Here is a 21275-nt window from a genome sequence, read left to right on the forward strand (position 1 = left end):
GTTAGAATTTTTAGAGTATACTAAAAATTATATTATATTGAATCATTAAACATTTAGTGGAAATTGGGGGTACAACAAATGTCTACATCAAATATGAGAAGTGACATGATTACAAAAGGGGTCGATCGAGCTCCACATAGAAGCCTGTTGCGGGCAGCAGGGGTTAAAGAAGAAGATTTCGGTAAACCGTTCATCGCGGTTTGTAATTCATACATCGATATCGTTCCAGGTCATGTCCACCTTCAGGAATTCGGAAAAATAGTGAAGGAAGCGATTCGGGAAGCAGGCGGTGTGCCTTTCGAATTTAATACGATTGGGGTAGACGATGGAATTGCGATGGGTCATATTGGTATGCGCTATTCTCTGCCAAGCCGTGAAATCATCGCGGATTCCGTGGAAACTGTTGTATCTGCACATTGGTTTGACGGTATGGTTTGCATTCCAAACTGTGACAAGATAACGCCGGGAATGATGATGGCAGCTCTTCGTGTCAATATTCCTACAATATTCGTAAGTGGCGGACCGATGAAGGCAGGCAAAGACAAAAACGGTAAGTCTCTTTCATTAACATCCGTTTTTGAAGGGGTGGGCGCTTATCAAGCAGGTAATATCAATGCAGAAGATTTACAGGAAATCGAGCAAGTTGCATGCCCTACTTGTGGTTCTTGTTCAGGAATGTTCACTGCAAACTCCATGAACTGTTTGGCAGAAGGCTTAGGACTTGCGCTTCCGGGAAATGGAACGATTTTGGCGGTAGCAGAAGAACGTAAAGAATTCGTCAAGAAATCCGCTAAACAATTGATGGAGATAATCAAACTGGATATCAAGCCTCGTGATATCGTGACGATTGATGCAATTGATAACGCATTTGCATTGGATATGGCGATGGGCGGTTCAACTAACACTGTACTGCATACACTTGCATTGGCACATGAAGCAGGTTTTGAATATCCAATGGAACGCATAAATGAAATAGCTAACCGCGTACCGCATCTAGCAAAAATTGCACCGGCATCCGATTATCATATTGAAGATGTACATAATGCTGGTGGTGTAAGTGCAGTCATTAATGAGTTACTCAAAAAACCAGGTGCCTTTAACGGAGACTGCCTTTCCGTTTCAGGTAAAACGCTCCGCGAAAATGTTGCCGGTTGTGAAATCTTGGACAAGGATGTTATCCATCCGTTAGATAATCCGCATTCTGAGCGTGGAGGGCTGGCAGTATTGTTCGGTAACCTTGCACCTCAAGGCTCCATCATAAAAGTGGGTGCCGTTGACGAATCAGTTGGTGGCTACCACAGGGGTCCTGCGATTTGTTTCGATTCCCAGGAAGATGCACTTTCCGGAATCATTACTGGAAAAGTTAAAGAAGGGAATGTAGTGGTCATTCGTTACGAAGGACCTAAAGGAGGGCCGGGTATGCCGGAAATGTTGGCACCGACTTCCCAAATCGTCGGAAGGGGACTTGGAGCCAAAGTCGGTTTGATTACTGATGGCCGCTTTTCAGGCGCATCTCGAGGCATCAGCATCGGCCATATATCCCCCGAAGCAGCTGAGGGAGGCCCAATCGCCTTTGTGGAAGATGGAGATATCATCGAGTTGGATTTGGAAAATCGTAAAATCCAATTGGAAATTTCCGATGAAGAATTCGAAAAGCGTAAAGCAAATTGGAAAGGCTTCGAATCAAAAGTTAGAACAGGCTATTTAGCACGTTATTCCAAACTTGTGACGAATGCCAGCTCAGGCGGAGTGATGAAAGTTTAATTAAAGGAAGATACTAAAACATGGTGGCAGAATGAAATGGATTCTGTCACCATGTTTCTTTTTGCAGCGTAAATGAATCTTCTTTGATTATGACCCATTATGTTGGAAGGAAGAATATACAACGCTCTAAGCGTCATTTTTGCATAAGCACTTAAGAATATAGTATGATTAAACTAATTGAAGAATTGTAACCAAGGGGGTTTTTTTATGTCGATGGCATATGATGAATATATGAAACAAATGGTAAAACCAATGCGTGCGGAACTGGTGCAAGCAGGTTTTGAGGAGTTGGTATCAGCCGAAGCGGTTGAAAACTTTATGGATTCCGTAGAAGGTACGACACTTGTGGTTGTGAATTCAGTTTGTGGTTGTGCTGCCGGGTTAGCCCGTCCAGCTGCTACTCAAGCCGTACTTCAAGCAGATAATAAGCCTGATCATCTGGTAACTGTATTCGCCGGTCAAGATAAGGAAGCGACAGCTAAAATGCGGGAATACTTCGATGGAATAGAACCTTCTTCACCATCCATGGCTCTCCTAAAGGGCAAAGAGGTCTTACATTTCATTCCGCGCCATGATATAGAAGGACAGCCAATGGAAGCCATTATGGAAAATTTATTGGCAGCATTCAGTCAAGTGAATAAGTGATTAAGTAGAATGTCCTGGAAACAGGGCATTCTTTTCAAATTTAATAGAGTATGGAGGGGGAGGATTCATGTTTGTCACTACAGTAGGAAGAGTCGATAAAGAAACGATGATATTAGCCGAGAGGTTAGCTGAAGAATTACATATTCCCTATATTGCCCGAAGAAAACGATCGGTGAGAGATATCCAATCGGAACATGATGAAGATGATTGCCTCGTTTTTGGTAAAAAGCGGATGGAGTTATATCGGTACCAAGAAAAAGAACCATTCTTTTTTCACCCGAACCTTGCGATGATCAGAATAAAACGATTAATTCGTGGCGAAAGAGATCCATTTCTCATTGCCGGAGATATAAATGAGGGGGATTCTGTGCTTGATTGTACATTGGGCTTGGGATCTGATGCGATTGTCGCAAGTTTCGCAGTTGGTGAACATGGACAGGTTGTTGCATTGGAGGGAAATCAATATTTGGCCATGCTCGTGGAACATGGGATGAAGACCTGGGAGAATGCAGAGGAAAAGATGATACAAGCGATGAGACGAATAGAGGTCATTCAAGCGGATCATTACGATATATTGAAAGCATTGCCGGATGATCATTTTGATGTCGTATATTTCGATCCCATGTTTGAGGAAACGATTCAGGAATCGAATGGAATCAAGGGGTTGACTCATTTTGCGGAAGATAAGGATTTATCGATGGAAATAATGAAAGAAGCCAAGCGGGTTGCGCGAAAGAGAGTCGTGTTGAAAGACCATTTTCGCAGTTCCCGCTTTGAGGAATTTGGATTTGAGGTATTAAAGAGAAAAACATCCAAATTTCATTTTGGCTTCATTTCCATTCTTGATCAGGATTAATAATCTGTCTCGTCTAATCCCATTGCACAACCTTCCCTGCTTGAATCGGCAGCACCATAGTTCGAACCATCAGGATTAATTTGAATGGCTTGGACATTCCCTATAGAGTGGGGAACTTCATTAAAGGCAAAGCCCATTCCTTCCAAGTGACCTTTGCTAGTCATATCCATTCCTGCTTCCCATTCAATATGGGGGCCCATTGGTGTGAAAATTCTAGGTTCTTCAATGGCTGCTTTCAAGTCCATTTTTAAATCGAGTACATTGATGATCGTTTGGACGACTGAACTGATGATGGTTGGTCCTCCAGGTGATCCTAGCGTCAAAATCGGCTCGCCGTCTTTAAAGATGATGGTCGGGCTTTTACAGCTGACAGGGCGTTTATTGGGCTGCACTTCATTCATGCCCCCAGGAATGGAATCGAAATCAGTCAGTTCATTATTCAGCATGAAACCATAGTCGGAAACCATGATGCCTGAGCCGAATGGATGTTCAACTGTAGAAGTGCAAGCTGCAATATTACCCCATCTGTCACGGACCGTGAAGTGTGTCGTTTCACTGATATCTTCGTCATTAGGTTGCGGAATGACTTCCCTTTGTTTCACGGAATCATATATCCAAGGGTTTCCGAAGTCAATGGCATTATTCCTTGCTTTGAAATTAATGAATGAGCGGCGTTTGGCTATATATTCATCATGCAGTAGACCCGCTAATGGCAATTCGGCAAATTCGGGATCAGCGAGAAATGCCTTTTTATCTGTAAATGCAAGACGCATCGCTTCTGCAATCAAGTAATATTTTTCCCAAGAACGGACGTCATATTGTTCGATTTGGAAGCTCTCCAATATTTTCAGGATTTGAATGACCGTGAATCCGCCTGCACTTGGGGCCATGGATGATGCAATTCGATAATCCTTATAAGTCCCATACATTGGTTCATCAATCGTTGCTTTATAATCCTGTAAATCAGAAAGCTCCATGAACCCTCCCAATTCCTGTATACAGGAAATGATGCCCTCTCCGATTTCACCATCATAAAATGCGGAAACGCCTTCACGTTGCAATATCCGATAGGTATTCGCCAAATTTTCTTTTATCAGCAATTCGCCATCTTGATAGGGTTTTCCGTTTGGCATGAAGAACTTACGGGCTTCGTCGCCCAATCGATATTCAAAATTTTTAAGAGCATCGCAAAGGACCCAATTGACGGGAACTCCTTTTTCTGCAAATTCAATGGATGGCTCGATGAGGTCAGCTAAAGGCTTGCTTCCATATTCGGAGAGTGCTTCATCCATAGCTTTCAGTATTCCAGGAATTCCAACCGCTGTAGCTTTGATCGAGCGTTCTTTAAAGGGGATGACTTCCCCTTTTTCATCAAGAAACATGTCTCGATGCGCTGCTTTAGGTGCTCTAACATGGCCATCGAATATTTTTGTTTTCTTATCTTTAGCGTTATATACCATAAGGAAACCACTTCCGCCGATTCCAGTCATCATGGGTTCTACAATATTCAGGGCAAATTGGATGGCGACCGCCGCATCGACAGCATTTCCACCTTCACGTAATATTTTTTCCCCAATGGAAGTGGCTACGGGATGAGCGGTAACGACCATTCCGGCGTTCCCTGTAGCTGTTTCCCTCTTGTAATCTTTATCTTTAGTGTGTTCATTGGTGTGTTCCATAATGATTCCTCCAGTATTCAGTCCTTTTATCTGCCAGAAGGTAAGGCTTTATGTGATTGTGTGAAAAGAAAACCTTGTCATTGTGTATAAATGACAAGGAGATTTTTCGTAGGTATTTATTTATTCTTAATCAGCAAATGCTAAATATACGAAAAATGCTAATGTTACAAGACATAAAGCCACCATGGCAGTCGTAGTCAAAGCCATATAAGACCCCTCCTTAAAAAGACTTGAATCTAATTAAGTTCTCCAAATATCGTCAAAATCCTTCATTTAATTTTAGAATTGTTGATATTTAGTAAAAAAAGTTCGGGTTTATAAAGTTTATATAGGTATTTATCCTTTTTTTTGATTTTTGAAACATGGGTAACTATATATTCGTAATTACTAAAAAATAAAAGTATACTAAATATAATGATAATACAAAAAAGGAGGGGGAGTGTGATTTGAAAGCAGCGGTTTGGTTCAGGAAAAGTCTGGTCATTTTAGTATCCGTTTTAACGTTTGGTCTTGTCACTCCTTCAGATCTGGCGTGGCTTGCTGAAGCCGATTCGTTAAAGGATACTAAAAAAGGGTTGATGGATGAAGAAGGGTTAGCCTATCTTTCTTCACAGAAACCGACTGAACCTGAAGAGGAATTCGACCGGGAAGAATTTTTATCGGACATATTCAATAAAGCAGAGGAAAACGCATTTATGAAATTTGGCGATAAGATCAATCCTAAAATAGGCGATGAGTTCAAAATGGTAATATTACCAAAAATGGAAGAAGCCATTACAGAAATGGCTGCCCAATTTCCAGATGAAAAATTACAGCAATTAACCATCACTGAGCAGCCGAGTGCTGGCAGGGCCGAGAAAATTTTTCATATTTATGATTCTAATAGCGGCAGGGATATCATCAGATTCCATGTAAGGCAGGAAAATCCTCCACTGGATGGATATTGGTTCAATTTTCACTATCATACCTACCATGATTCATTTGCCTCCCATTATGATATAGGGAAAATATATTGGGATAAAAATACGCCGCCAGAGTGGACGAGTAAACAAAGGCTCTCATAGTGTGGATGGTTTCGTTGATTTTAATTAAGTGTAAGCGTATGATGAAAATGAAATTTCTAATAGGCATTAAATGATACGTTGTCATGCAACGTATTTATTTTGTGTTTAAAACATAGTAGAGTTTTTATCATTACTGGGAAGAATGTTATTTTAAATGGTTTTCTAATTTTGCTGTAATAGTAGCAGGGGAGTCTTTATCATGTCAGAGTTGTTAAATAACATCATTCAAACATATGCTCAATTTTTTGATTGGCATATGTGGGTGGAGGTTTTATCCGACCCTGTGAGCTGGGGATTGATAGGAACACTTGTATTAATGGAAGGATTACTATCGGCGGATAACGCTTTGGTATTAGCTGTAATGGTCAGGCATCTTCCGGAAAAACAACGGAAAAAAGCACTTTTTTATGGATTATTAGGTGCTTACGCTTTTAGGTTTATAGCGATTGGAATCGGTGTTTTCCTCATTAAGCTTTGGTGGGTGAAGGTGATTGGAGCAGCCTATCTTGGTTGGCTCTCGTTTAAATACTTTAGGGATAAAAGGAAAAAACAAGCGGGGACCGATGAAGATATCCAGGGAATGAGTAAAAACAGCTTACTAATCCGTATGTTTGGTACATTATGGGGAACGGTTGCGGCAGTGGAATTGATGGATATAGCATTTTCCGTCGATAGTGTCTTGGCCGCTTTCGGGGTGAGTGAAAAGGTCTGGGTCCTTCTGACCGGCGGGATGATTGGTGTTTTGATGATGCGGGGAGTCGCAGGTTTATTTTTAAAATTGATAGACAAGGTTCCTGAATTGGAAACTGCCGCATATGTGCTTATCGGGTTCATTGCTATAAAAATGCTAATCGCCGTTGCAGGGATCGAAATCCCTCCTACGATCTTTTTTGCCTTTATCTTGATGATTTTCGGCACCACGATCGTAATTCATTTGAAGAAAGGGAAAAAGCTCAAAGATCATGGTTGAGCACTATGTAAAAAGCTGACACAAAAATGATGTCAGCTTTTTGTTGACAAAAGGATTCGGAATGTTCTCATCCCGACCCCCTTTCAAATTTAGTGAAGAATTAACCTTGTAAAGAGTGGTGTCTTACCTGGAGGAAGTATCAATGGAATTACAAGATGGTTTATATGAAGAAATATCAAGTTTATGTTCCGAGGGGGATCAGTTGGTTGATGGAAAAACAGCGTAACATTATTTTATACATTGGTACTTCAATTGATGGCTATATTGCAAATGATGATGGTACATTAGAGTGGTTAGAATCAACAGAAGTAGAAGGAGATTCTGGCTACAATTCACTCCTGGAAAGAATTGACACTGTTGTTATGGGAAAAGGAACTTATGATGTCATTCGTGGATTTGATATGGATTATCCTTATAGTGATTATAAAAATTATGTATTTTCTAAATCTGTTAGTGGATCAGATGAATATGCTTCATTTATTGATGAAGATGTCAAAACTTTCATTAAAAATATAAAACAAAAGCCTGGTAAAGATATATGGTTAATTGGTGGAGGAAACATAGCTCGTGAATTTTTTAAAGAAAATTTAATTGATGAATTCCAACTAGCCATTGCACCCATTATTTTGGGGAAAGGAATCTCCCTTTATATCGGAGATGATATTACCCTAAAATACACATTAACCAAAGTGGAAAAATTAGGTCAACTTGCTATGCTTCATTATATAAAAAAATAATTTTCATCATCTTTCCCTTTTTTAGTAGGGGAAGATTTTTACCTTTTCAATTACACTTTTTACTGAAAATCGTTCGAAAAATTAATGGATGTTTATACAACTAACGGTGAGCTTTAGTGCAAATAGTTAATAAAGATAAATATGAGGAAGAGCACAGTTTAAAGAACGGTGCTTTTTTTATTGAAATATATAAAAAGCACCGCAAAACACGGTGCAATTAGTTACACATAACATAAATTTTTTAGAACAAATAAAGATTTTGAGACAGTTATCAGAACCCGTTAAGGCAAACTAGCGTTTCTTCAAATTTGTCTATAGTCTGGAGGTTCGGATTGATCTCACCAAGAAACATGATTTTAAAAGAAAACTTGATTATCCTTCATGTTTTTTTACATGGTTAATACGGATGAAACCCTTACAAGATTGAAGAAATTTGCGACACTCCTGCCGAATAACGGGCTAGCCAAGACCCCACAGACGCTTGCTTTGGTGCGGCTTGGTAGACAGTCGGCGGAAAGGGAGCGGATTTCTGAAATCAGCTTGAAATTCTATAAAAGTAAAAATTGTAGGTGAAATGTCTTTTCATCGAGTTTGCATACAGTCTGTGCTGACATCAAATATGATGTCAGCTTTTTTTTTGGAGAATATCAAGTAATTGAAGAAGGGCGGTAAATGTAGTGAAGAAAATCAAAGGCAATAAAATGTTAAGCCAGAGAGAAGGGAGTAACGGATGCAGCAATATGCCAAAGAAAATGGAGAACAAAAAAAGGTCGAGAATGATGAACACTTTTAAACTGTAAATATCAAGGACTTCTTCAGCAAGTTCACGGTGCTCATTCAAGCTGGCGTTTTTATTATTGGTTTCCATGCAATCACCTTAAACCTTTTACGATTATATACTGTTGATATATGAAAAGAGCGGAACATTGGTTCTTTTCAGGAATGGGCTGGAACCAAAATTACCAAAAAAACATAGAGTTTTTACATTAAATCAATATGTTATACTAATATAATAGTGTTGAAGATTTATAGATTTAAAAATACATATATTTCTTGACGATAATGAGAAATGATTGAAAGGGGAGAAGATTGTGAAAAGTAAAAAATGGTTAACCGTTCTTGCATTATTTGCCTTTTTCCTCTCGATGCTCTCCTATTCCCTAGCAAAGGATGAAGGGGTAAAATGGCGGAATTTGCCCAAAGATAACCTATTAAGACAAGCAGATATTTTTAATGATAATAAAGAATTACAAAGAATATTTTTATTTCCAGAAGGGAAATACAATGAAAAGGAAGCATTGGGAATTGTTGGAACAATAAACAAACTGCCTCATTCCCTTTTAGTGAAGACTGCTGACAGAGGTGTGAGGGTCAAACTATTTAATGGTAATTTAACAGAAAATCAATCTGCGGCTAAATTAAAGGGAAAATCCCCCCGTGGTTATTTGAATAAAGAAACAACTTGGGATGATGTACCTGGGATGGGCGGATCTCATACCGTATTGGTTAAAATCGGAGCAAGTGACAAGGGTAACGGGCATGGATCCGTTAATTTGGAACTGCATGAGCTAGGGCATTCCATTGATAATATAGTTTATGATGGTATCCGTGAAGACATGGATTATTTGAAGATTTGGGGCAAGGAAGTGGAAGGACTGTTTCCTGGACAGTCGTATTTTTCCAATTATCCTGAAGAATACTTTGCAGAAACGTTTGCTATGTTTTATGTAAACTTCGAACAAAATCAATTACTTAGAAAAAAAGCACCCGAGACTTATAGTTTTATTAAACAATTAGATTAAACATTGGGCTATAATACGTTAAAATAAGGAGAATGAAAGTAGAAAAGGTGGTTTATCATGAAGCAATATTTAGATTTATGTAAGCATGTACTCGAGAATGGCACTCAAAAAGGTGATCGTACGGGAACAGGGACGATCAGTACCTTCGGATATCAAATGAGATTTAATTTAAAAGATGGGTTCCCTGTCCTTACAACGAAAAAGGTTAGTTTAAAAGCGATTATCCATGAACTATTATGGTTTTTGAAGGGTGATACAAATGTTGGCTACCTTCAGGAAAATTCCGTACGCATTTGGAATGAATGGGCTGATGAAAAGGGAGAATTAGGTCCGATTTATGGTCATCAATGGCGTTCTTGGGGAGCGGCTGATGGAAGGCAAATCGACCAGATCAGTGAATTGATCGAACAAATCAAAACGAATCCAAATTCAAGAAGGTTGATAGTGAGTGCTTGGAATGTTGGGGAACTAGACGAAATGGCATTGCCGCCTTGCCATGCTTTCTTTCAATTCTATGTGGCTGATGGCAAGCTTTCGTGCCAGCTATATCAACGTTCAGCGGACGTCTTTTTAGGTGTTCCTTTTAATATTGCCTCTTATGCGCTCCTAACGATGATGATCGCGCAGGTGTGTGATTTGGAAGTTGGCGAATTTGTACATACTTTTGGGGATGTCCACATCTACTCTAACCACCTTGAACAAGTGGAACTGCAGTTGACTCGTGATCCGAAACCATTGCCAATCATGAAAATAAATCCGGAAGTGAAAAATATCTTTGATTTTAGCTTCGAGGATTTCGTTTTGGAAAATTACGAAGCCCATCCCCATATAAAAGGAGAGGTTAGCATATGATATCGTTGATAGTGGCCATGGATCAAAATCGTGTGATCGGGAAAGACAATAAACTGCCATGGCATCTACCGGCCGATTTACAGTATTTTAAAAAAGTGACGATGGGGCATCCAATCGTCATGGGCAGAAAAACATTTGAATCAATCGGCAGGGTACTGCCTGGCCGTCAAAATGTCATCGTTACCCGCAATCAGGATTTTAAAGCGGAAGGTTGCGTAGTATTACATGATATTACACAAATCAAAACGTTTGCAGACAATAGTGATGAGGAAGTCTTCGTGATTGGCGGAGCCGAAATCTTCAAGGAAATCCTTCCTGTTACCGACCGCCTGTATATAACGGAAATTCATGAAACCTTTGAAGGTGATACTTTCTTTCCCGTGATTGATGAAAATGAATGGGATAAAATTTCCTCAAACCCAGGCAGCATCGATGAAAAAAATCGATATGCACATGATTTTATTATTCTACAAAAAAAATAAATGACTAATCCGATTATGGGGAAGTAACCATAATCGGATTTTTTTTGGTATGGAATGAACAAAAGATAGAATTTTTAGAAAAATCAATTACATTAATAACAGTAAAGTGCTATAATGATTGAATTGATTAGGAAGGAAATGAGGGATTGATATGAACCAGACAGCATCCATGAATAGGGGGATTCAATTGGAAGATATTCTAATTGCCTACAGAGAACTGAAAGAAATCGTTTTACATACTCCTTTACAAAAAAATCAGAGGCTCTCTGAAAAATATGAATGTAATGTATATTTAAAACGCGAGGACCTTCAACATGTACGTTCCTTTAAATTAAGAGGGGCTTACTATAAAATGAAAAGCTTGACCAAGGAAGAGACGAAGAATGGAGTCGTTTGTGCCAGTGCAGGTAACCATGCACAGGGAGTTGCTTTTTCCTGCAGTCAATTAGGTATCCACGGAAAAATTTATATGCCTGCTACAACACCAAGGCAAAAAGTCGATCAAGTTCAATTATTTGGTCGGGATAATGTGGAAATCATCCTGATCGGAGATACATTCGATGATGCATTTGCCATGGCGATGGAATGCTGTGAAAAAGAAGAGCGTTCCTTTATCCATCCATTTGACGATGAAAAGGTAATCGCCGGGCAAGGAACAACGGCTGTAGAAATCCTGAATGATTGTGAAGATGGAATTGATTATGTATTTGCCGCTATCGGCGGTGGCGGTTTAATGGCCGGAGTATCAAGTTATTTCAAATCGGTTTCACCAAAAACGAAATGCATTGGCGTGGAGCCGCTTGGGGCTGCTTCGATGGAATACTCCTTCAAGGAAGGAAAAGTTTCTGAACTTGAAAGCATAGATACATTTGTTGACGGAGCAGCTGTCAAGTGTGTAGGACAGATGACATATCAGCTCTGTAAGGAAAACCTGGAAGATATCGTTGTCGTTCCTTCAGGGCAGATCTGCACGACGATTCTCGATTTATATAATCAGCATGCAATTGTTGCTGAGCCGGCAGGGGCCATTTCTGTAGCCGCTTTGGATTTGTACAAAGAACAAATCAAAGGAAAAACGGTTGTTTGCATGGTCAGCGGAGGGAATAACGACATTGGTCGTATGCAGGAAATTAAGGAGAAATCCTTATTATATGAAGGACTGCTTTATTATTTTATCGTGAATTTCCCGCAACGCGCTGGTGCTTTAAGGGAATTCCTTGATGAGGTGTTAGGACCGAATGACGATATAAGCCGATTTGAATATACGAAGAAAAACAATAAAGAAAGCGGGCCGGCCCTGGTTGGTGTAGAGCTAAAGGATAAAAATGATTATCAAGGGCTCATTCAAAGGATGAACAAAAAAGGATTCTCTTTCGTTGAGGTCAATAAAGACAGTAATTTATTTCATTTATTGATTTAATCATGGACAAAATGTTAAATTAGGATAGAATAATACCTATGTTTTTACATTTTATTCTGCCGGCACAGTCGTTACGGCCATACTGTCGAAAATTGTTACCATTCTATGACGAATTGCCAGTTCCCTTTCAATTGGTTGGAAATGGTATTATAATCGGAGTAGGTCTAATTACAACACCAAAGGGGATGTATCTATGTCGAACATTGGAGTACCTGGTCTGATTCTCATCTTAATATTGGCATTAATTATCTTTGGTCCGAAGAAACTTCCAGAAATTGGCCGTGCTTTTGGACAGACACTTCGTGAATTTAAAAAGTCCACGAGTGACTTAACAAAAGGTGATTATGAAGAAGATAAGAAATTACAACAAAAAAATCATGAATGATTGAAATGCTGGGCGTAAGATGTAATCGTCTTGCGCCTTTATGCTGGAACAAAGATACGGATTTTCAGATGAAGGCGTGATCAACTTTGGAAGATAAAGAATTAAATATCATCGATCATCTCGATGAATTGAGAAAACGGCTCATCATTACTGCTGTTGCTTTTTTCATCTTTTTTATCGCCAGTTTTATTTATGTTGAAGAGATTTATAATTGGTTCGTGAAGGATCTCGATTTTGACCTGATGGTATTGGGACCAAGTGATATTATCTGGATTTACTTTATGCTTTCAGGCGTCGTAGCCATTGCGGCAACGATACCGATAATTGCTCTGCAAATATGGTTATTCGTTAAACCCGCCTTGATGCCAAATGAAGTAAGAGCGACCCTTGCCTATATTCCAGCACTTTTCTTGCTTTTTGTCGGAGGGCTTGCTTTTGGTTATTTTGTCATCTTCCCGACGATTCTTCAATTTTTGATTGAATTGGGCGATGGGATGTTCATAACCAGTTTTACAGCGGATAAGTACTTTTCATTCCTACTTAATATGACGATACCTTTTGCCGTTTTATTCGAGCTTCCGGTCGTTACCATGTTTTTGACCTCCATTGGTATAATTAATCCTTATGTGCTTCAAAAGTTAAGGAAGTATGCATATTTTGTACTGGTTGTCATTGCGATCTCGATTACGCCGCCTGACTTTATGTCCGACTTTATGGTAATGGTTCCACTGCTGTTATTATACGAAATCAGCATTTCATTATCTAAAGTCGTCTATAAACGAAGGGTGAAGCGTGAAAGTTTGCGGGAAGGCAGCTACGAGGAAGGTTTATAAGAGGGGACCCATGATGGCATTTTGCCATTATGGGTTTTTTTGTAATGTAAGTCAAGCGTGATTTGTCCATTTTTTTATACATTTGAATATTTATACTTTTTGATTTATTGTGTATAATGTAAGCAATCGGTTAAAAATGAGGATTGATATTTTGATGTTCAAATGCTTGGAATTCAAAGATTGTTTTGGACATAAGGTCACAATTTCAGAAATACCTGTCTTACTGCCTAGTGATCCGAATTTTTTTATGTTGACCGTGCGTTTGGAAATATTTGTAAAGAAAGTTTTTGCTAATAAAGATCATAAAGAAAATTACTCATTTAAGCATTATTTAGCATCCGTACTCAAATGGCCCGTTTATAACAAGATTTTTTTTGGAAGCTTACTCAATAATGCTTAATGCGGACTGTTCCATAGCTACCATCTCCGATAAAAGAGATGCCACGAATGCCGTGCGATTCCGAAATAAAACGGCATGTGTTCAGGTTAGCTAATGGGACGGTCTTTTTTTTTTGTAATCATTTCGAAAGATGAGTATCCTTTCACTTGAAAAAAGATACCTTTAGTTTGAATGCGTACCTTGAATAGGTATAATACAATAGATATGTTAATTTAGGGATGTGTAATGATGAAAAAAGTAAAGATAGTAACAGATTCTACAGTAGATATGACACCAGAAGAACTAGAATTTTATGACATTACAATGGTTCCTTTATCTATCTTTATAGATGGAGAGACTTTTTTGGATAAGGTTGAAATCGAACAAGAAGAATTCTTGAAAAGGATGAACCAGTCAAAAGAACTTCCAAAAAGCTCACAACCAGCCGCAGGTACCTTTGTTGAGGTATATAATGAACTCGGAAAAGACGGCAGTGAGATTATTTCGATTCATATGACAGGTGGCATGAGCGGCACTGTACGTTCAGCGGAAAGCGCAGCCAGCATGTCTGAAGCGAAAGTAACCGTACTTGACTCGAAATTCATTTCGAAAGCGATGTCATTTCAGGTGATCGAGGCAGCGAAGATGGCAAAGGAAGGGAAATCCGTACCAGAGATAATCGAACGACTGGAACATATTAAAAAGCAGTCAAGTTTAATCATTGTCATTGAAACGCTTGATAACCTCGTTAAAGGTGGAAGGATTGGAAAAGTTTCTGCATTTATCGGTTCACTGCTGCACATAAAGCCGATTGCACTTTTGGACGATGGTGTACTGAATCCTGTATCCAAAGCTAGGAGCCAGTCACAGGTCGTGAAGTTCATCATCAAGAAGTTCAAAGAAGATACACAAGGCAAAAAAGTTAGAGGCATTGGTTTTGTACATGCAAATGGACTTGAAATTGCGGATAAAGTCCGCCAGGCCATTGCAGAATTAACAGGGTATCAAGATGTAAAGATAGAAGCAACCACTGCCGTTGTCAGTACCCATACGGGTGAAGGCGCCATGGCAATCATGTATTATTGGGATTGATATGTATAAAGTGTATGAAATTGCAGCCGCAGAGGTCTGTCATTTTTACAATTGTCTTTAATTCGTAGAAAGTGTTGCTGTTCTCATACCAAATGGTCTGTTAGAATAAATGAAGTAACAGAATATTTTATACATAAAGGACGGGGTAGGGATGAGAAAGCTGCAATTGCTTATGGCAGCTATGGGGGCATCAATTTTATTGCTGTTGACAGCATGCGGTTCCAATGGTGTACCTGATGCCAAGAATTGGGACCTTGAAGATTTTAGTTACATTGATCAGGAGGGAAAGCCTTTCTCAAAAAGCGATCTTAAAGGTAAGGTTTGGGTAGCGGATTTTATTTTCACAAGCTGCGAGACGGTCTGTCTGCCCATGACTTCCAATATGACTAAACTGCAGCAGCAACTGAAGGCTGAGGGTATATCGGATGTAGAGTTCGTTTCCTTTTCTGTGGACCCGGAAATTGACAAACCTGATGTTTTAAAAAAGTTTGGTGACCAATTTAATGTGGATTACGGCAATTGGCATTTTCTGACCGGTTATGGTCAGGAAGAAATCGAGCAGTTTGCATTGGATAACTTTAAAACAATCGTCAAAAAACCAGAAAGAGAAGATCAAGTGATTCATGGGACCAGCTTTTTTCTAATTGATCAAGAAGGAAAGATCATTATGGATTATACAGGTCTGCAGGATATTCCCTTTGAAGAAATTATTAAGCATATTAAAATTTTACAGAATTATTGAACAGGTTAAATGACCTGTTCTTTCTGTTTTCATCCATTTTTCATTCGGATTTCTTTAGCATTTTGAAAGGTGAAAAAGTGAAAATTAGTTTTTGAAGAAACAGCAGTGGTGAAGAATGATTTTACATCCTCAGTACATGCTAAATTTTATAGGACTAGCTTTTATTCACTTCATTTTTCATATTGTATGGAATGCTCAAGATAAAAGTATGATGAAGGTATATTGTTTGCAATTTTTCGTTTTCTGCATGATATAATATATGGGTAGGAAGGTGAGGGACATGAGGTACAGAATCACCTGTCTTTTCATATGCCTAGTTTGGATTTCAGGCTGCGGTCAAAGTGAACCGGCCTCAAAGCAGCCATCTGTTCAGCAGAAAAGCATAGTTGAGCTGAGTAAAAAGGAAACCATTCCTGCCAGCTTTTTTCCAGACCCTGTGCAAATCGTTTCAATTGGCGATTCCTTGACTCAAGGTGTCGGTGATAGTAAAGATAACGGCGGGTATCTGCCTTATTTACAAAATAAGCTGGAAAAAGAACCATCGATTACTTCCGTTGAGATGATTAATCATGGCATACGTGGAAATAGGACCGACCAACTATTGAAAAGACTGGATAAGGCTAGGATTAAAGAAGACATTAAGCAAGCTGACTCGATTGTTGTCACAATCGGTGGAAATGATATCATGAAGGTCTTTAAACAGAATTTCTCCAACTTGGAACTGAATCAGTTTGATTCGGCAAAAATAGGGTATGAAAAAAGATTAAGGCAGATACTTGATAAGGTTCGTTCCGAAAATGATCATGCGCAAATTTACCTTGTTGGCGTTTATAATCCATTCTCCAAATGGTTCGCTGACTTTTATGAACTTGATATGATCATGAATGATTGGAATGAAAGCGGAAAAGAGATTATTGAAGAATATGATTCAGCCTATTTTATTGAAATAGCAGACATTTTCAAGAATTCCGAAGAGGATTTGCTTTATGCTGAGGATTATTTTCATCCAAATGACCGCGGATATGAATTAATCGCGACAAGAATCTATAATGATATGGATATTACCACAATTGGAAAGGACACGTTGGAAGCGAGTGCCAAAGGAGATGATGACCAAGAATGACAAATGTCAAATGGAAGACTTTGTTTATTTCCCTATTAGCCCTAAACATCCTGGTCATCCTGTTTGTTGTGATTTTAGTAAATCTGCCGGCTAAAGATAAAGAGCTGATTCCACAAGTAAGCCACGAAGAAGATATCCAATTTCAAGTTCACACGAATCGGGAAGACCTGACAAGATTAATCAACCAATATCTAGATAAAGAAGGATTGACGGGATCGATTCACTACGAAGTGTATTTAACGGATGAGGTAGAGTTATATGGAACAATGCCATTTTTCAATCGTGAAGTTGAAATGAAATTGACTTTTGAGCCAATTGCCCAAAAGAATGGGGATTTGGTCTTAAAACAAAAATCAATTGCTGTTGGACAAATGAATCTTCCTGTTTCATATGTAATGAATCTAATAAATGAGCGTTATAACATGCCGGATTGGGTTAGCATCAGCCCCAATGACGAAAGTATTTATGTGTCATTGCAGGATATGGAATTGAAAAGCGACATTAGGGTGAAGGCGAAAGATTTCGATCTTGAGAATGATGACATTTCATTTTTATTGACCATCCCATCATCATTACAGTAATAGTGAAATGATAAAAAACCAGGATCAATGAATCCTGGTTTTTTATCATTTATGGGGAGAGCGTTAAGGTTTCTGGAGTGGATGATTTTCGATTCAATCCGATTATATAAATGGTTGAGGATGTATTTTCTTGGAAAACATTGTTTGGCAAAGAGAGTATGATCTCTTTTGTCCCAGCTTTCCTGACTTCGAAGTCGACTATCATGGGATGTATATTAAGATAATCGCATGCTTTCCTGAAATCGAGATTTTCAAAAACGACATCTCCGTCTTTGACGGCAATATCCACCGAAGGTAAACCATGGGAAAGATGGATGAATCGGACCTTGGCTTCATTTTGAGGAACCAATGGATTATCTTCGAAAGGTGACATTTTCAACGACTCATTAGCCAAGGAAGCTGCTATGGTATAGGACTTCCCGCTTTCTAGCGCCACTTTACAGCCTAAAAGGGGTGAGGTGCTTTGCCCGCTGCGGTATATCTGCAATTGGCATATGCCAGGGGAAAGCTGTGAATAACCATTGCTTTCTTTATATGAAAGATTGTTGAGAATGCACTTTTCATTTACATAAACATCAAATGAGGGAGCTGTTGGGGAAGCGTGTACAATGCGAACTTGTGCGGGCAATATGACTTTCATTTGCTCATATCTCGATAGTTGTGTTGCTTTATTGAGACTTTTCAAATGCTTATGGTAATAATAATCATGCAGATGCGGATTACTGTATTTATAATAAGACGATAGTAAATCATAAGTACCCGCTTTTTGTAAATATGATTGTTTATCGCTCATTTCCAACACCTCACATTTTTCCATTATGGACTCATCATATGTAGTTATGCTTGGGCGTGTGTTTCCCTCCCTTAAAAGGAAAGGGGCCATTTATGTTAAAAGGGACGATCGGCATATTATTTTACAGAGCAAAATAAAAGCGTTAAAATGCATTCAATGGATTGTTTGTAAAAAAGGAGGATTTTCATTTGACAAAGCAATTAGAGAAAGCAACATTCGCAGGTGGATGTTTTTGGTGCATGGTGAAACCGTTCGATGAACAGCCTGGTATCGAATCCGTTATCTCGGGCTATACGGGCGGGACTACGGAAAATCCCACGTACAAAGAAGTTTGTTCTGAAACCACGGGACATTATGAGGCTGTGCAGATCACCTTTGATCCAAGCGTATATCCATACGAAAAAATAATCGAGTTGTTTTGGCAGCAAATTGACCCGACAGATGTTGGCGGACAATTTCATGACCGGGGAAGTTCTTATCAAACGGCCATTTTTTATCATGACGAAAAACAACGTGAAATTGCTGAAGCATCCAAAGCTAAGTTGCAGGCGAGCGGGAAATTTTCCAAACCGATCGTAACGCCGGTTATACCAGCCAAAACTTTTTATCCAGCTGAGATATATCACCAGCATTATTATAAAAAGCAACCTGAGCATTATGAAAGATATTCGATTGGCTCAGGCCGAAAAGCATTTATACAACATCACTGGGGGGAAAAGGATGAAAAGTAAAGAAGAATTAAAACAGAAACTTTCAGCGATTCAATATGAAGTCACTCAAAATAATGGAACGGAACCAGCTTTTAACAATGAATATTGGAACTTGAAGGAGGAAGGGTTATATGTGGACATCGTTTCAGGTAATCCTCTTTTCACTTCAAAGGAAAAGTTCGATTCAGGCTGTGGTTGGCCAAGCTTCACTAAACCGCTAAAAGAAGAGGAAGTGGTGGAAAACCTCGATACGAGTTACGGAATGAGAAGAATCGAGGTTCGCTCAAAAACTGCCGATTCTCATCTGGGCCATGTCTTTAATGATGGGCCTGGACCATCAGGACTACGGTATTGCATCAATTCTGCCTCATTGAGGTTCATCCCGCTCCAAGATCTTGAAAAAGAAGGATATGGAGAATACAAAAAGCTTTTTGATTGAATGGAAAACCCCCTATCAGATAATGATAGGGGGTTATTTAATATCGGGTAGGATTCAATCGGTAATGATCGATGCTATCCGGACATATGGGATGGTTGTAAGCTCCATTGCTTTACTTCTGCCAGTCACCTCAAAACGGACCGTATGAGAACCTGGAGGAAGCCCATTAGCGATAAATAAATATCTTTCACGGGCAAAGGGCCACCACGTATTCAAAGTGGTGATTTCATTTCCATCGATCCATACATCTACTTCCCCGCCATCGGGACTCCTAAGCAGTCTCACACCAAGCATAGTTCCTTTGAAGTTATATTCAATCACACTGCCCTTTATACTACTAGTGAAATAGCCGCCCCTTTGACGGAAACCTTTCATTTTTTCATAGTGTTCAATTTCGGATAATTCAAATTCTGAATGGTCATGAAGCTTAGATGGCAGGCCTGAAACAGTCTTCCCGCGTTCTATATTATCAAGGAAGCGTTCGTATATTTCATTAGCATAAAATTTATAACCTAGCCCATTTGGATGAATCAAATCTCTGGTCAGCTGTTTTTCCGTATATCCAGAATGCTTGAATATTGGACGCATATCCACATTAGTTGCACCATAATGTTTGGATAAAAGTACGATGGCTGACGCAAATTCCTCATATTTCAAGGAACTCTCTGTTATTGTGAACAATTCAGCATTAGGGTGGAGTCCTTTTGCCTTTCTGATTAAAGCTTCATATGTCATGGTAAAATCATCGACATTCATATATTTACGGTCATTTTCACCGAAAACGAAGAAAATCAAATCTTTATGGTCAGGCTTCTTTCTTTGGGAAAGCTTAAATAGACCTTCAAAAGCAGTGGATCCGCTTTGGACCACGTATTCTCCGTGTAAAGGAACATCATTGGTTTCGATCAACTTATTTTCTAACTGTTTGAACCATGTTAGATTAGGGTTTTCAGCTCCCGACCCTCTTCCGATACTGTCACCAATAACGAGATACTGAATGGGCTGGCCTGTTTGGAATTTTTGATAAACATTTATCGAATCATCCGATCCATATGATTTAGGAGCTTTTTGAAGGATATAGCTGATTAGAAGGATCGTGGCGATTGCAGCGAAAGGGATGAAGGATTTTGCGTTCTTTTTCAATTATGTTCCCCCGTATTAACCTTTTATGTATCTATATTGGCATGAGATAGCGTAAAGAGGCTAAGAATTGTTTTTTTCTTATTATATCCCAATTTTAAAGTAACACAATAAATACGAAACGTTTTATTGACATTTTTCATGGCTACTCTTGGTGTTTCACCTATTGAATGTTTAATGGTGATGAAGGTGTTTTTCGATAAGTTTTTTCTTAAATCCAAAAAAATAGGCAAATACACAGACCGAGGCGGGCTTATTGACATATGGTAAGGTGTAAAGAGAAATCAGAATTCTAAAAGGAGTGAAACTTAATGTACGGATATGGTGGAAATGTTCCAGGACCAGGTTACGGTTATGGTGGCGTCGGTGGATTTGGTGGAGGTTGCTGCGGATTTGGATCAGGCTTCGCATTAATCGTTGTCTTGTTCATTCTGTTGATTATCATCGGTGCTTCATTCTGTTGCTAATTGAATAACTAAAGAGACCAGTTTATAAAGCTGGTCTTTTCTTTATGTAAGGATTTGGTGGTTTGACGGGGGCCTTTTTAGAATCCATAGTGATTACTGATAAGACATGGATAAATACAGTGTAATCATGGGACAGGCGATACATAACGATTCCTGGCACAACGGGAATGAAGAGAGGATGCCATTGGTGGGTAGAACGAGGCCAAAGGATCTATAAGGAAATCATGATCCCAGTTTTGATGTAAGAAAGGTCGATAAGAGAATGGGTTGAGTGGCAGTCCTTAAGAGTCTTGATTTTTCTTTGTTCAACATTTCTGCTA

At 39.1% G+C, this 21275-nt stretch carries 25 protein-coding genes; 21 read left to right on the plus strand and 4 right to left on the minus strand.

Annotated elements, in window-relative coordinates:
* Positions 1 to 78: 78 nt before the first annotated feature.
* From ilvD to QUF94_RS11820, 3 genes are all read left to right on the plus strand, one after another.
* Complete coding sequence (gene ilvD / locus QUF94_RS11810) at positions 79 to 1764, plus strand: dihydroxy-acid dehydratase (protein ID WP_289316020.1); 1686 nt, start codon at positions 79 to 81, stop codon at positions 1762 to 1764.
* Positions 1765 to 1971: 207 nt separating this feature from the next.
* Positions 1972 to 2409: a BrxA/BrxB family bacilliredoxin gene (locus tag QUF94_RS11815; protein ID WP_289316021.1), complete on the plus strand. Its 438-nt coding sequence runs from the start codon at positions 1972 to 1974 to the stop codon at positions 2407 to 2409.
* Between the two features lie 67 nt (positions 2410 to 2476).
* Positions 2477 to 3265: a class I SAM-dependent methyltransferase gene (locus QUF94_RS11820; RefSeq protein ID WP_289316022.1), complete on the plus strand. Its 789-nt coding sequence runs from the start codon at positions 2477 to 2479 to the stop codon at positions 3263 to 3265.
* Here the strand turns inward: QUF94_RS11820 and ggt are convergent.
* The gene (ggt, locus tag QUF94_RS11825; RefSeq protein ID WP_289316023.1) at positions 3262 to 4944 is read right to left on the minus strand and encodes a gamma-glutamyltransferase; all 1683 of its coding nucleotides are present in this window, start codon (positions 4942 to 4944) and stop codon (positions 3262 to 3264) included. The two genes, QUF94_RS11820 and ggt, sit on opposite strands and share 4 nt — an antisense overlap.
* A gap of 446 nt (positions 4945 to 5390) precedes the next feature.
* On the opposite strand from ggt, the gene QUF94_RS11830 reads away from it, so the two are divergent.
* From QUF94_RS11830 to QUF94_RS11845, 4 genes are all read left to right on the plus strand, one after another.
* On the plus strand, positions 5391 to 6008 hold the full coding sequence (locus QUF94_RS11830; RefSeq protein WP_289316024.1) for a YpjP family protein: 618 nt from the start codon (positions 5391 to 5393) through the stop codon (positions 6006 to 6008).
* Between the two features lie 199 nt (positions 6009 to 6207).
* Complete coding sequence (locus tag QUF94_RS11835) at positions 6208 to 6978, plus strand: TerC family protein (protein WP_289316025.1); 771 nt, start codon at positions 6208 to 6210, stop codon at positions 6976 to 6978.
* Between the two features lie 209 nt (positions 6979 to 7187).
* Positions 7188 to 7715, plus strand: a complete 528-nt coding sequence (locus QUF94_RS11840; protein WP_289316026.1) for a dihydrofolate reductase family protein — start codon at positions 7188 to 7190, stop codon at positions 7713 to 7715.
* 393 nt (positions 7716 to 8108) lie between these two features.
* Positions 8109 to 8288 (plus strand): hypothetical protein, encoded by a 180-nt coding sequence (locus QUF94_RS11845; RefSeq protein ID WP_289316027.1) that lies wholly within the window; start codon positions 8109 to 8111, stop codon positions 8286 to 8288.
* Between the two features lie 52 nt (positions 8289 to 8340).
* Here QUF94_RS11845 and QUF94_RS11850 read toward each other — a convergent pair whose 3' ends face one another.
* Positions 8341 to 8583 (minus strand): hypothetical protein, encoded by a 243-nt coding sequence (locus QUF94_RS11850; RefSeq protein WP_289316028.1) that lies wholly within the window; start codon positions 8581 to 8583, stop codon positions 8341 to 8343.
* A gap of 223 nt (positions 8584 to 8806) precedes the next feature.
* Between QUF94_RS11850 and QUF94_RS11855 the strand changes: the two genes are divergently transcribed.
* The 11 genes from QUF94_RS11855 to QUF94_RS11905 all read left to right on the plus strand — a co-directional run bounded on the left by QUF94_RS11855 (position 8807) and on the right by QUF94_RS11905 (position 17406).
* Positions 8807 to 9517 (plus strand): anthrax toxin lethal factor-related metalloendopeptidase, encoded by a 711-nt coding sequence (locus tag QUF94_RS11855; protein WP_289316029.1) that lies wholly within the window; start codon positions 8807 to 8809, stop codon positions 9515 to 9517.
* 57 nt (positions 9518 to 9574) lie between these two features.
* A complete protein-coding gene (locus tag QUF94_RS11860) occupies positions 9575 to 10369 on the plus strand; it encodes a thymidylate synthase (RefSeq protein WP_289316030.1) in 795 nt (264 codons plus the stop codon).
* Positions 10366 to 10851, plus strand: coding sequence for a dihydrofolate reductase (locus tag QUF94_RS11865; protein ID WP_289316031.1), 486 nt, complete (start codon positions 10366 to 10368; stop codon positions 10849 to 10851). Before QUF94_RS11860 ends, QUF94_RS11865 begins: the two co-directional genes overlap by 4 nt.
* 151 nt (positions 10852 to 11002) lie before the next feature.
* Complete coding sequence (ilvA, locus tag QUF94_RS11870; protein WP_289316032.1) at positions 11003 to 12271, plus strand: threonine ammonia-lyase IlvA; 1269 nt, start codon at positions 11003 to 11005, stop codon at positions 12269 to 12271.
* Between the two features lie 193 nt (positions 12272 to 12464).
* Entirely contained in the window at positions 12465 to 12656 is a 192-nt protein-coding gene (gene tatA / locus QUF94_RS11875) for a twin-arginine translocase TatA/TatE family subunit (RefSeq protein ID WP_034307557.1), read from the plus strand.
* An 86-nt stretch (positions 12657 to 12742) separates the two neighbouring features.
* Entirely contained in the window at positions 12743 to 13489 is a 747-nt protein-coding gene (tatC, locus tag QUF94_RS11880; protein WP_289316033.1) for a twin-arginine translocase subunit TatC, read from the plus strand.
* Between the two features lie 154 nt (positions 13490 to 13643).
* A complete protein-coding gene (locus QUF94_RS11885; RefSeq protein WP_289316034.1) occupies positions 13644 to 13889 on the plus strand; it encodes a DUF2535 family protein in 246 nt (81 codons plus the stop codon).
* Between the two features lie 228 nt (positions 13890 to 14117).
* A complete protein-coding gene (locus tag QUF94_RS11890; RefSeq protein WP_289316035.1) occupies positions 14118 to 14960 on the plus strand; it encodes a DegV family protein in 843 nt (280 codons plus the stop codon).
* A gap of 151 nt (positions 14961 to 15111) precedes the next feature.
* On the plus strand, positions 15112 to 15702 hold the full coding sequence (locus QUF94_RS11895; protein WP_289316036.1) for an SCO family protein: 591 nt from the start codon (positions 15112 to 15114) through the stop codon (positions 15700 to 15702).
* Positions 15703 to 15982: 280 nt separating this feature from the next.
* The gene (locus QUF94_RS11900; RefSeq protein WP_289316037.1) at positions 15983 to 16825 is read left to right on the plus strand and encodes an SGNH/GDSL hydrolase family protein; all 843 of its coding nucleotides are present in this window, start codon (positions 15983 to 15985) and stop codon (positions 16823 to 16825) included.
* On the plus strand, positions 16822 to 17406 hold the full coding sequence (locus QUF94_RS11905; protein ID WP_289316038.1) for a YpmS family protein: 585 nt from the start codon (positions 16822 to 16824) through the stop codon (positions 17404 to 17406). Before QUF94_RS11900 ends, QUF94_RS11905 begins: the two co-directional genes overlap by 4 nt.
* A 49-nt stretch (positions 17407 to 17455) precedes the next feature.
* Here QUF94_RS11905 and QUF94_RS11910 read toward each other — a convergent pair whose 3' ends face one another.
* The gene (locus QUF94_RS11910) at positions 17456 to 18199 is read right to left on the minus strand and encodes a DUF4397 domain-containing protein (RefSeq protein WP_289316039.1); all 744 of its coding nucleotides are present in this window, start codon (positions 18197 to 18199) and stop codon (positions 17456 to 17458) included.
* 188 nt (positions 18200 to 18387) lie between these two features.
* Between QUF94_RS11910 and msrA the strand changes: the two genes are divergently transcribed.
* Positions 18388 to 18930, plus strand: coding sequence for a peptide-methionine (S)-S-oxide reductase MsrA (msrA, locus tag QUF94_RS11915; RefSeq protein WP_289316040.1), 543 nt, complete (start codon positions 18388 to 18390; stop codon positions 18928 to 18930).
* Entirely contained in the window at positions 18920 to 19348 is a 429-nt protein-coding gene (gene msrB / locus QUF94_RS11920) for a peptide-methionine (R)-S-oxide reductase MsrB (protein ID WP_289316041.1), read from the plus strand. The genes msrA and msrB overlap by 11 nt, the downstream gene beginning before the upstream one ends.
* A 54-nt stretch (positions 19349 to 19402) precedes the next feature.
* On the opposite strand, the gene QUF94_RS11925 is transcribed toward msrB, so the two are convergent.
* Complete coding sequence (locus QUF94_RS11925; RefSeq protein ID WP_289316042.1) at positions 19403 to 20491, minus strand: SGNH/GDSL hydrolase family protein; 1089 nt, start codon at positions 20489 to 20491, stop codon at positions 19403 to 19405.
* A gap of 308 nt (positions 20492 to 20799) precedes the next feature.
* Here QUF94_RS11925 and QUF94_RS11930 point away from each other — a divergent pair, with 308 nt between their 5' ends.
* The gene (locus tag QUF94_RS11930; RefSeq protein ID WP_289316043.1) at positions 20800 to 20955 is read left to right on the plus strand and encodes a YjcZ family sporulation protein; all 156 of its coding nucleotides are present in this window, start codon (positions 20800 to 20802) and stop codon (positions 20953 to 20955) included.
* Positions 20956 to 21275: the final 320 nt, after the last annotated feature.

The sequence above is a fragment of the Peribacillus sp. NJ4 genome, assembly GCF_030348345.1.
In the GTDB taxonomy this organism is placed as follows: domain Bacteria; phylum Bacillota; class Bacilli; order Bacillales; family DSM-1321; genus Peribacillus.

Bases quoted from the DNA above. Each gene is read 5' to 3' on its own strand.
- ilvD (WP_289316020.1), top strand. From the start codon at position 79: ATGTCTACATCAAATATGAGAAGTGACATGATTACAAAAGGGGTCGAT.
- QUF94_RS11815 (WP_289316021.1), top strand. From the start codon at position 1,972: ATGTCGATGGCATATGATGAATATATGAAACAAATGGTAAAACCAATG.
- QUF94_RS11820 (WP_289316022.1), top strand. From the start codon at position 2,477: ATGTTTGTCACTACAGTAGGAAGAGTCGATAAAGAAACGATGATATTA.
- ggt (WP_289316023.1), bottom strand. From the start codon at position 4,944: ATGGAACACACCAATGAACACACTAAAGATAAAGATTACAAGAGGGAA.
- QUF94_RS11835 (WP_289316025.1), top strand. From the start codon at position 6,208: ATGTCAGAGTTGTTAAATAACATCATTCAAACATATGCTCAATTTTTT.
- QUF94_RS11840 (WP_289316026.1), top strand. From the start codon at position 7,188: ATGGAAAAACAGCGTAACATTATTTTATACATTGGTACTTCAATTGAT.
- QUF94_RS11845 (WP_289316027.1), top strand. From the start codon at position 8,109: ATGGTTAATACGGATGAAACCCTTACAAGATTGAAGAAATTTGCGACA.
- QUF94_RS11850 (WP_289316028.1), bottom strand. From the start codon at position 8,583: ATGGAAACCAATAATAAAAACGCCAGCTTGAATGAGCACCGTGAACTT.
- QUF94_RS11860 (WP_289316030.1), top strand. From the start codon at position 9,575: ATGAAGCAATATTTAGATTTATGTAAGCATGTACTCGAGAATGGCACT.
- QUF94_RS11865 (WP_289316031.1), top strand. From the start codon at position 10,366: ATGATATCGTTGATAGTGGCCATGGATCAAAATCGTGTGATCGGGAAA.
- ilvA (WP_289316032.1), top strand. From the start codon at position 11,003: ATGAACCAGACAGCATCCATGAATAGGGGGATTCAATTGGAAGATATT.
- tatA (WP_034307557.1), top strand. From the start codon at position 12,465: ATGTCGAACATTGGAGTACCTGGTCTGATTCTCATCTTAATATTGGCA.
- QUF94_RS11885 (WP_289316034.1), top strand. From the start codon at position 13,644: ATGTTCAAATGCTTGGAATTCAAAGATTGTTTTGGACATAAGGTCACA.
- QUF94_RS11890 (WP_289316035.1), top strand. From the start codon at position 14,118: ATGAAAAAAGTAAAGATAGTAACAGATTCTACAGTAGATATGACACCA.
- QUF94_RS11895 (WP_289316036.1), top strand. From the start codon at position 15,112: ATGAGAAAGCTGCAATTGCTTATGGCAGCTATGGGGGCATCAATTTTA.
- QUF94_RS11900 (WP_289316037.1), top strand. From the start codon at position 15,983: ATGAGGTACAGAATCACCTGTCTTTTCATATGCCTAGTTTGGATTTCA.
- QUF94_RS11905 (WP_289316038.1), top strand. From the start codon at position 16,822: ATGACAAATGTCAAATGGAAGACTTTGTTTATTTCCCTATTAGCCCTA.
- QUF94_RS11910 (WP_289316039.1), bottom strand. From the start codon at position 18,199: ATGAGCGATAAACAATCATATTTACAAAAAGCGGGTACTTATGATTTA.
- msrB (WP_289316041.1), top strand. From the start codon at position 18,920: ATGAAAAGTAAAGAAGAATTAAAACAGAAACTTTCAGCGATTCAATAT.
- QUF94_RS11930 (WP_289316043.1), top strand. From the start codon at position 20,800: ATGTACGGATATGGTGGAAATGTTCCAGGACCAGGTTACGGTTATGGT.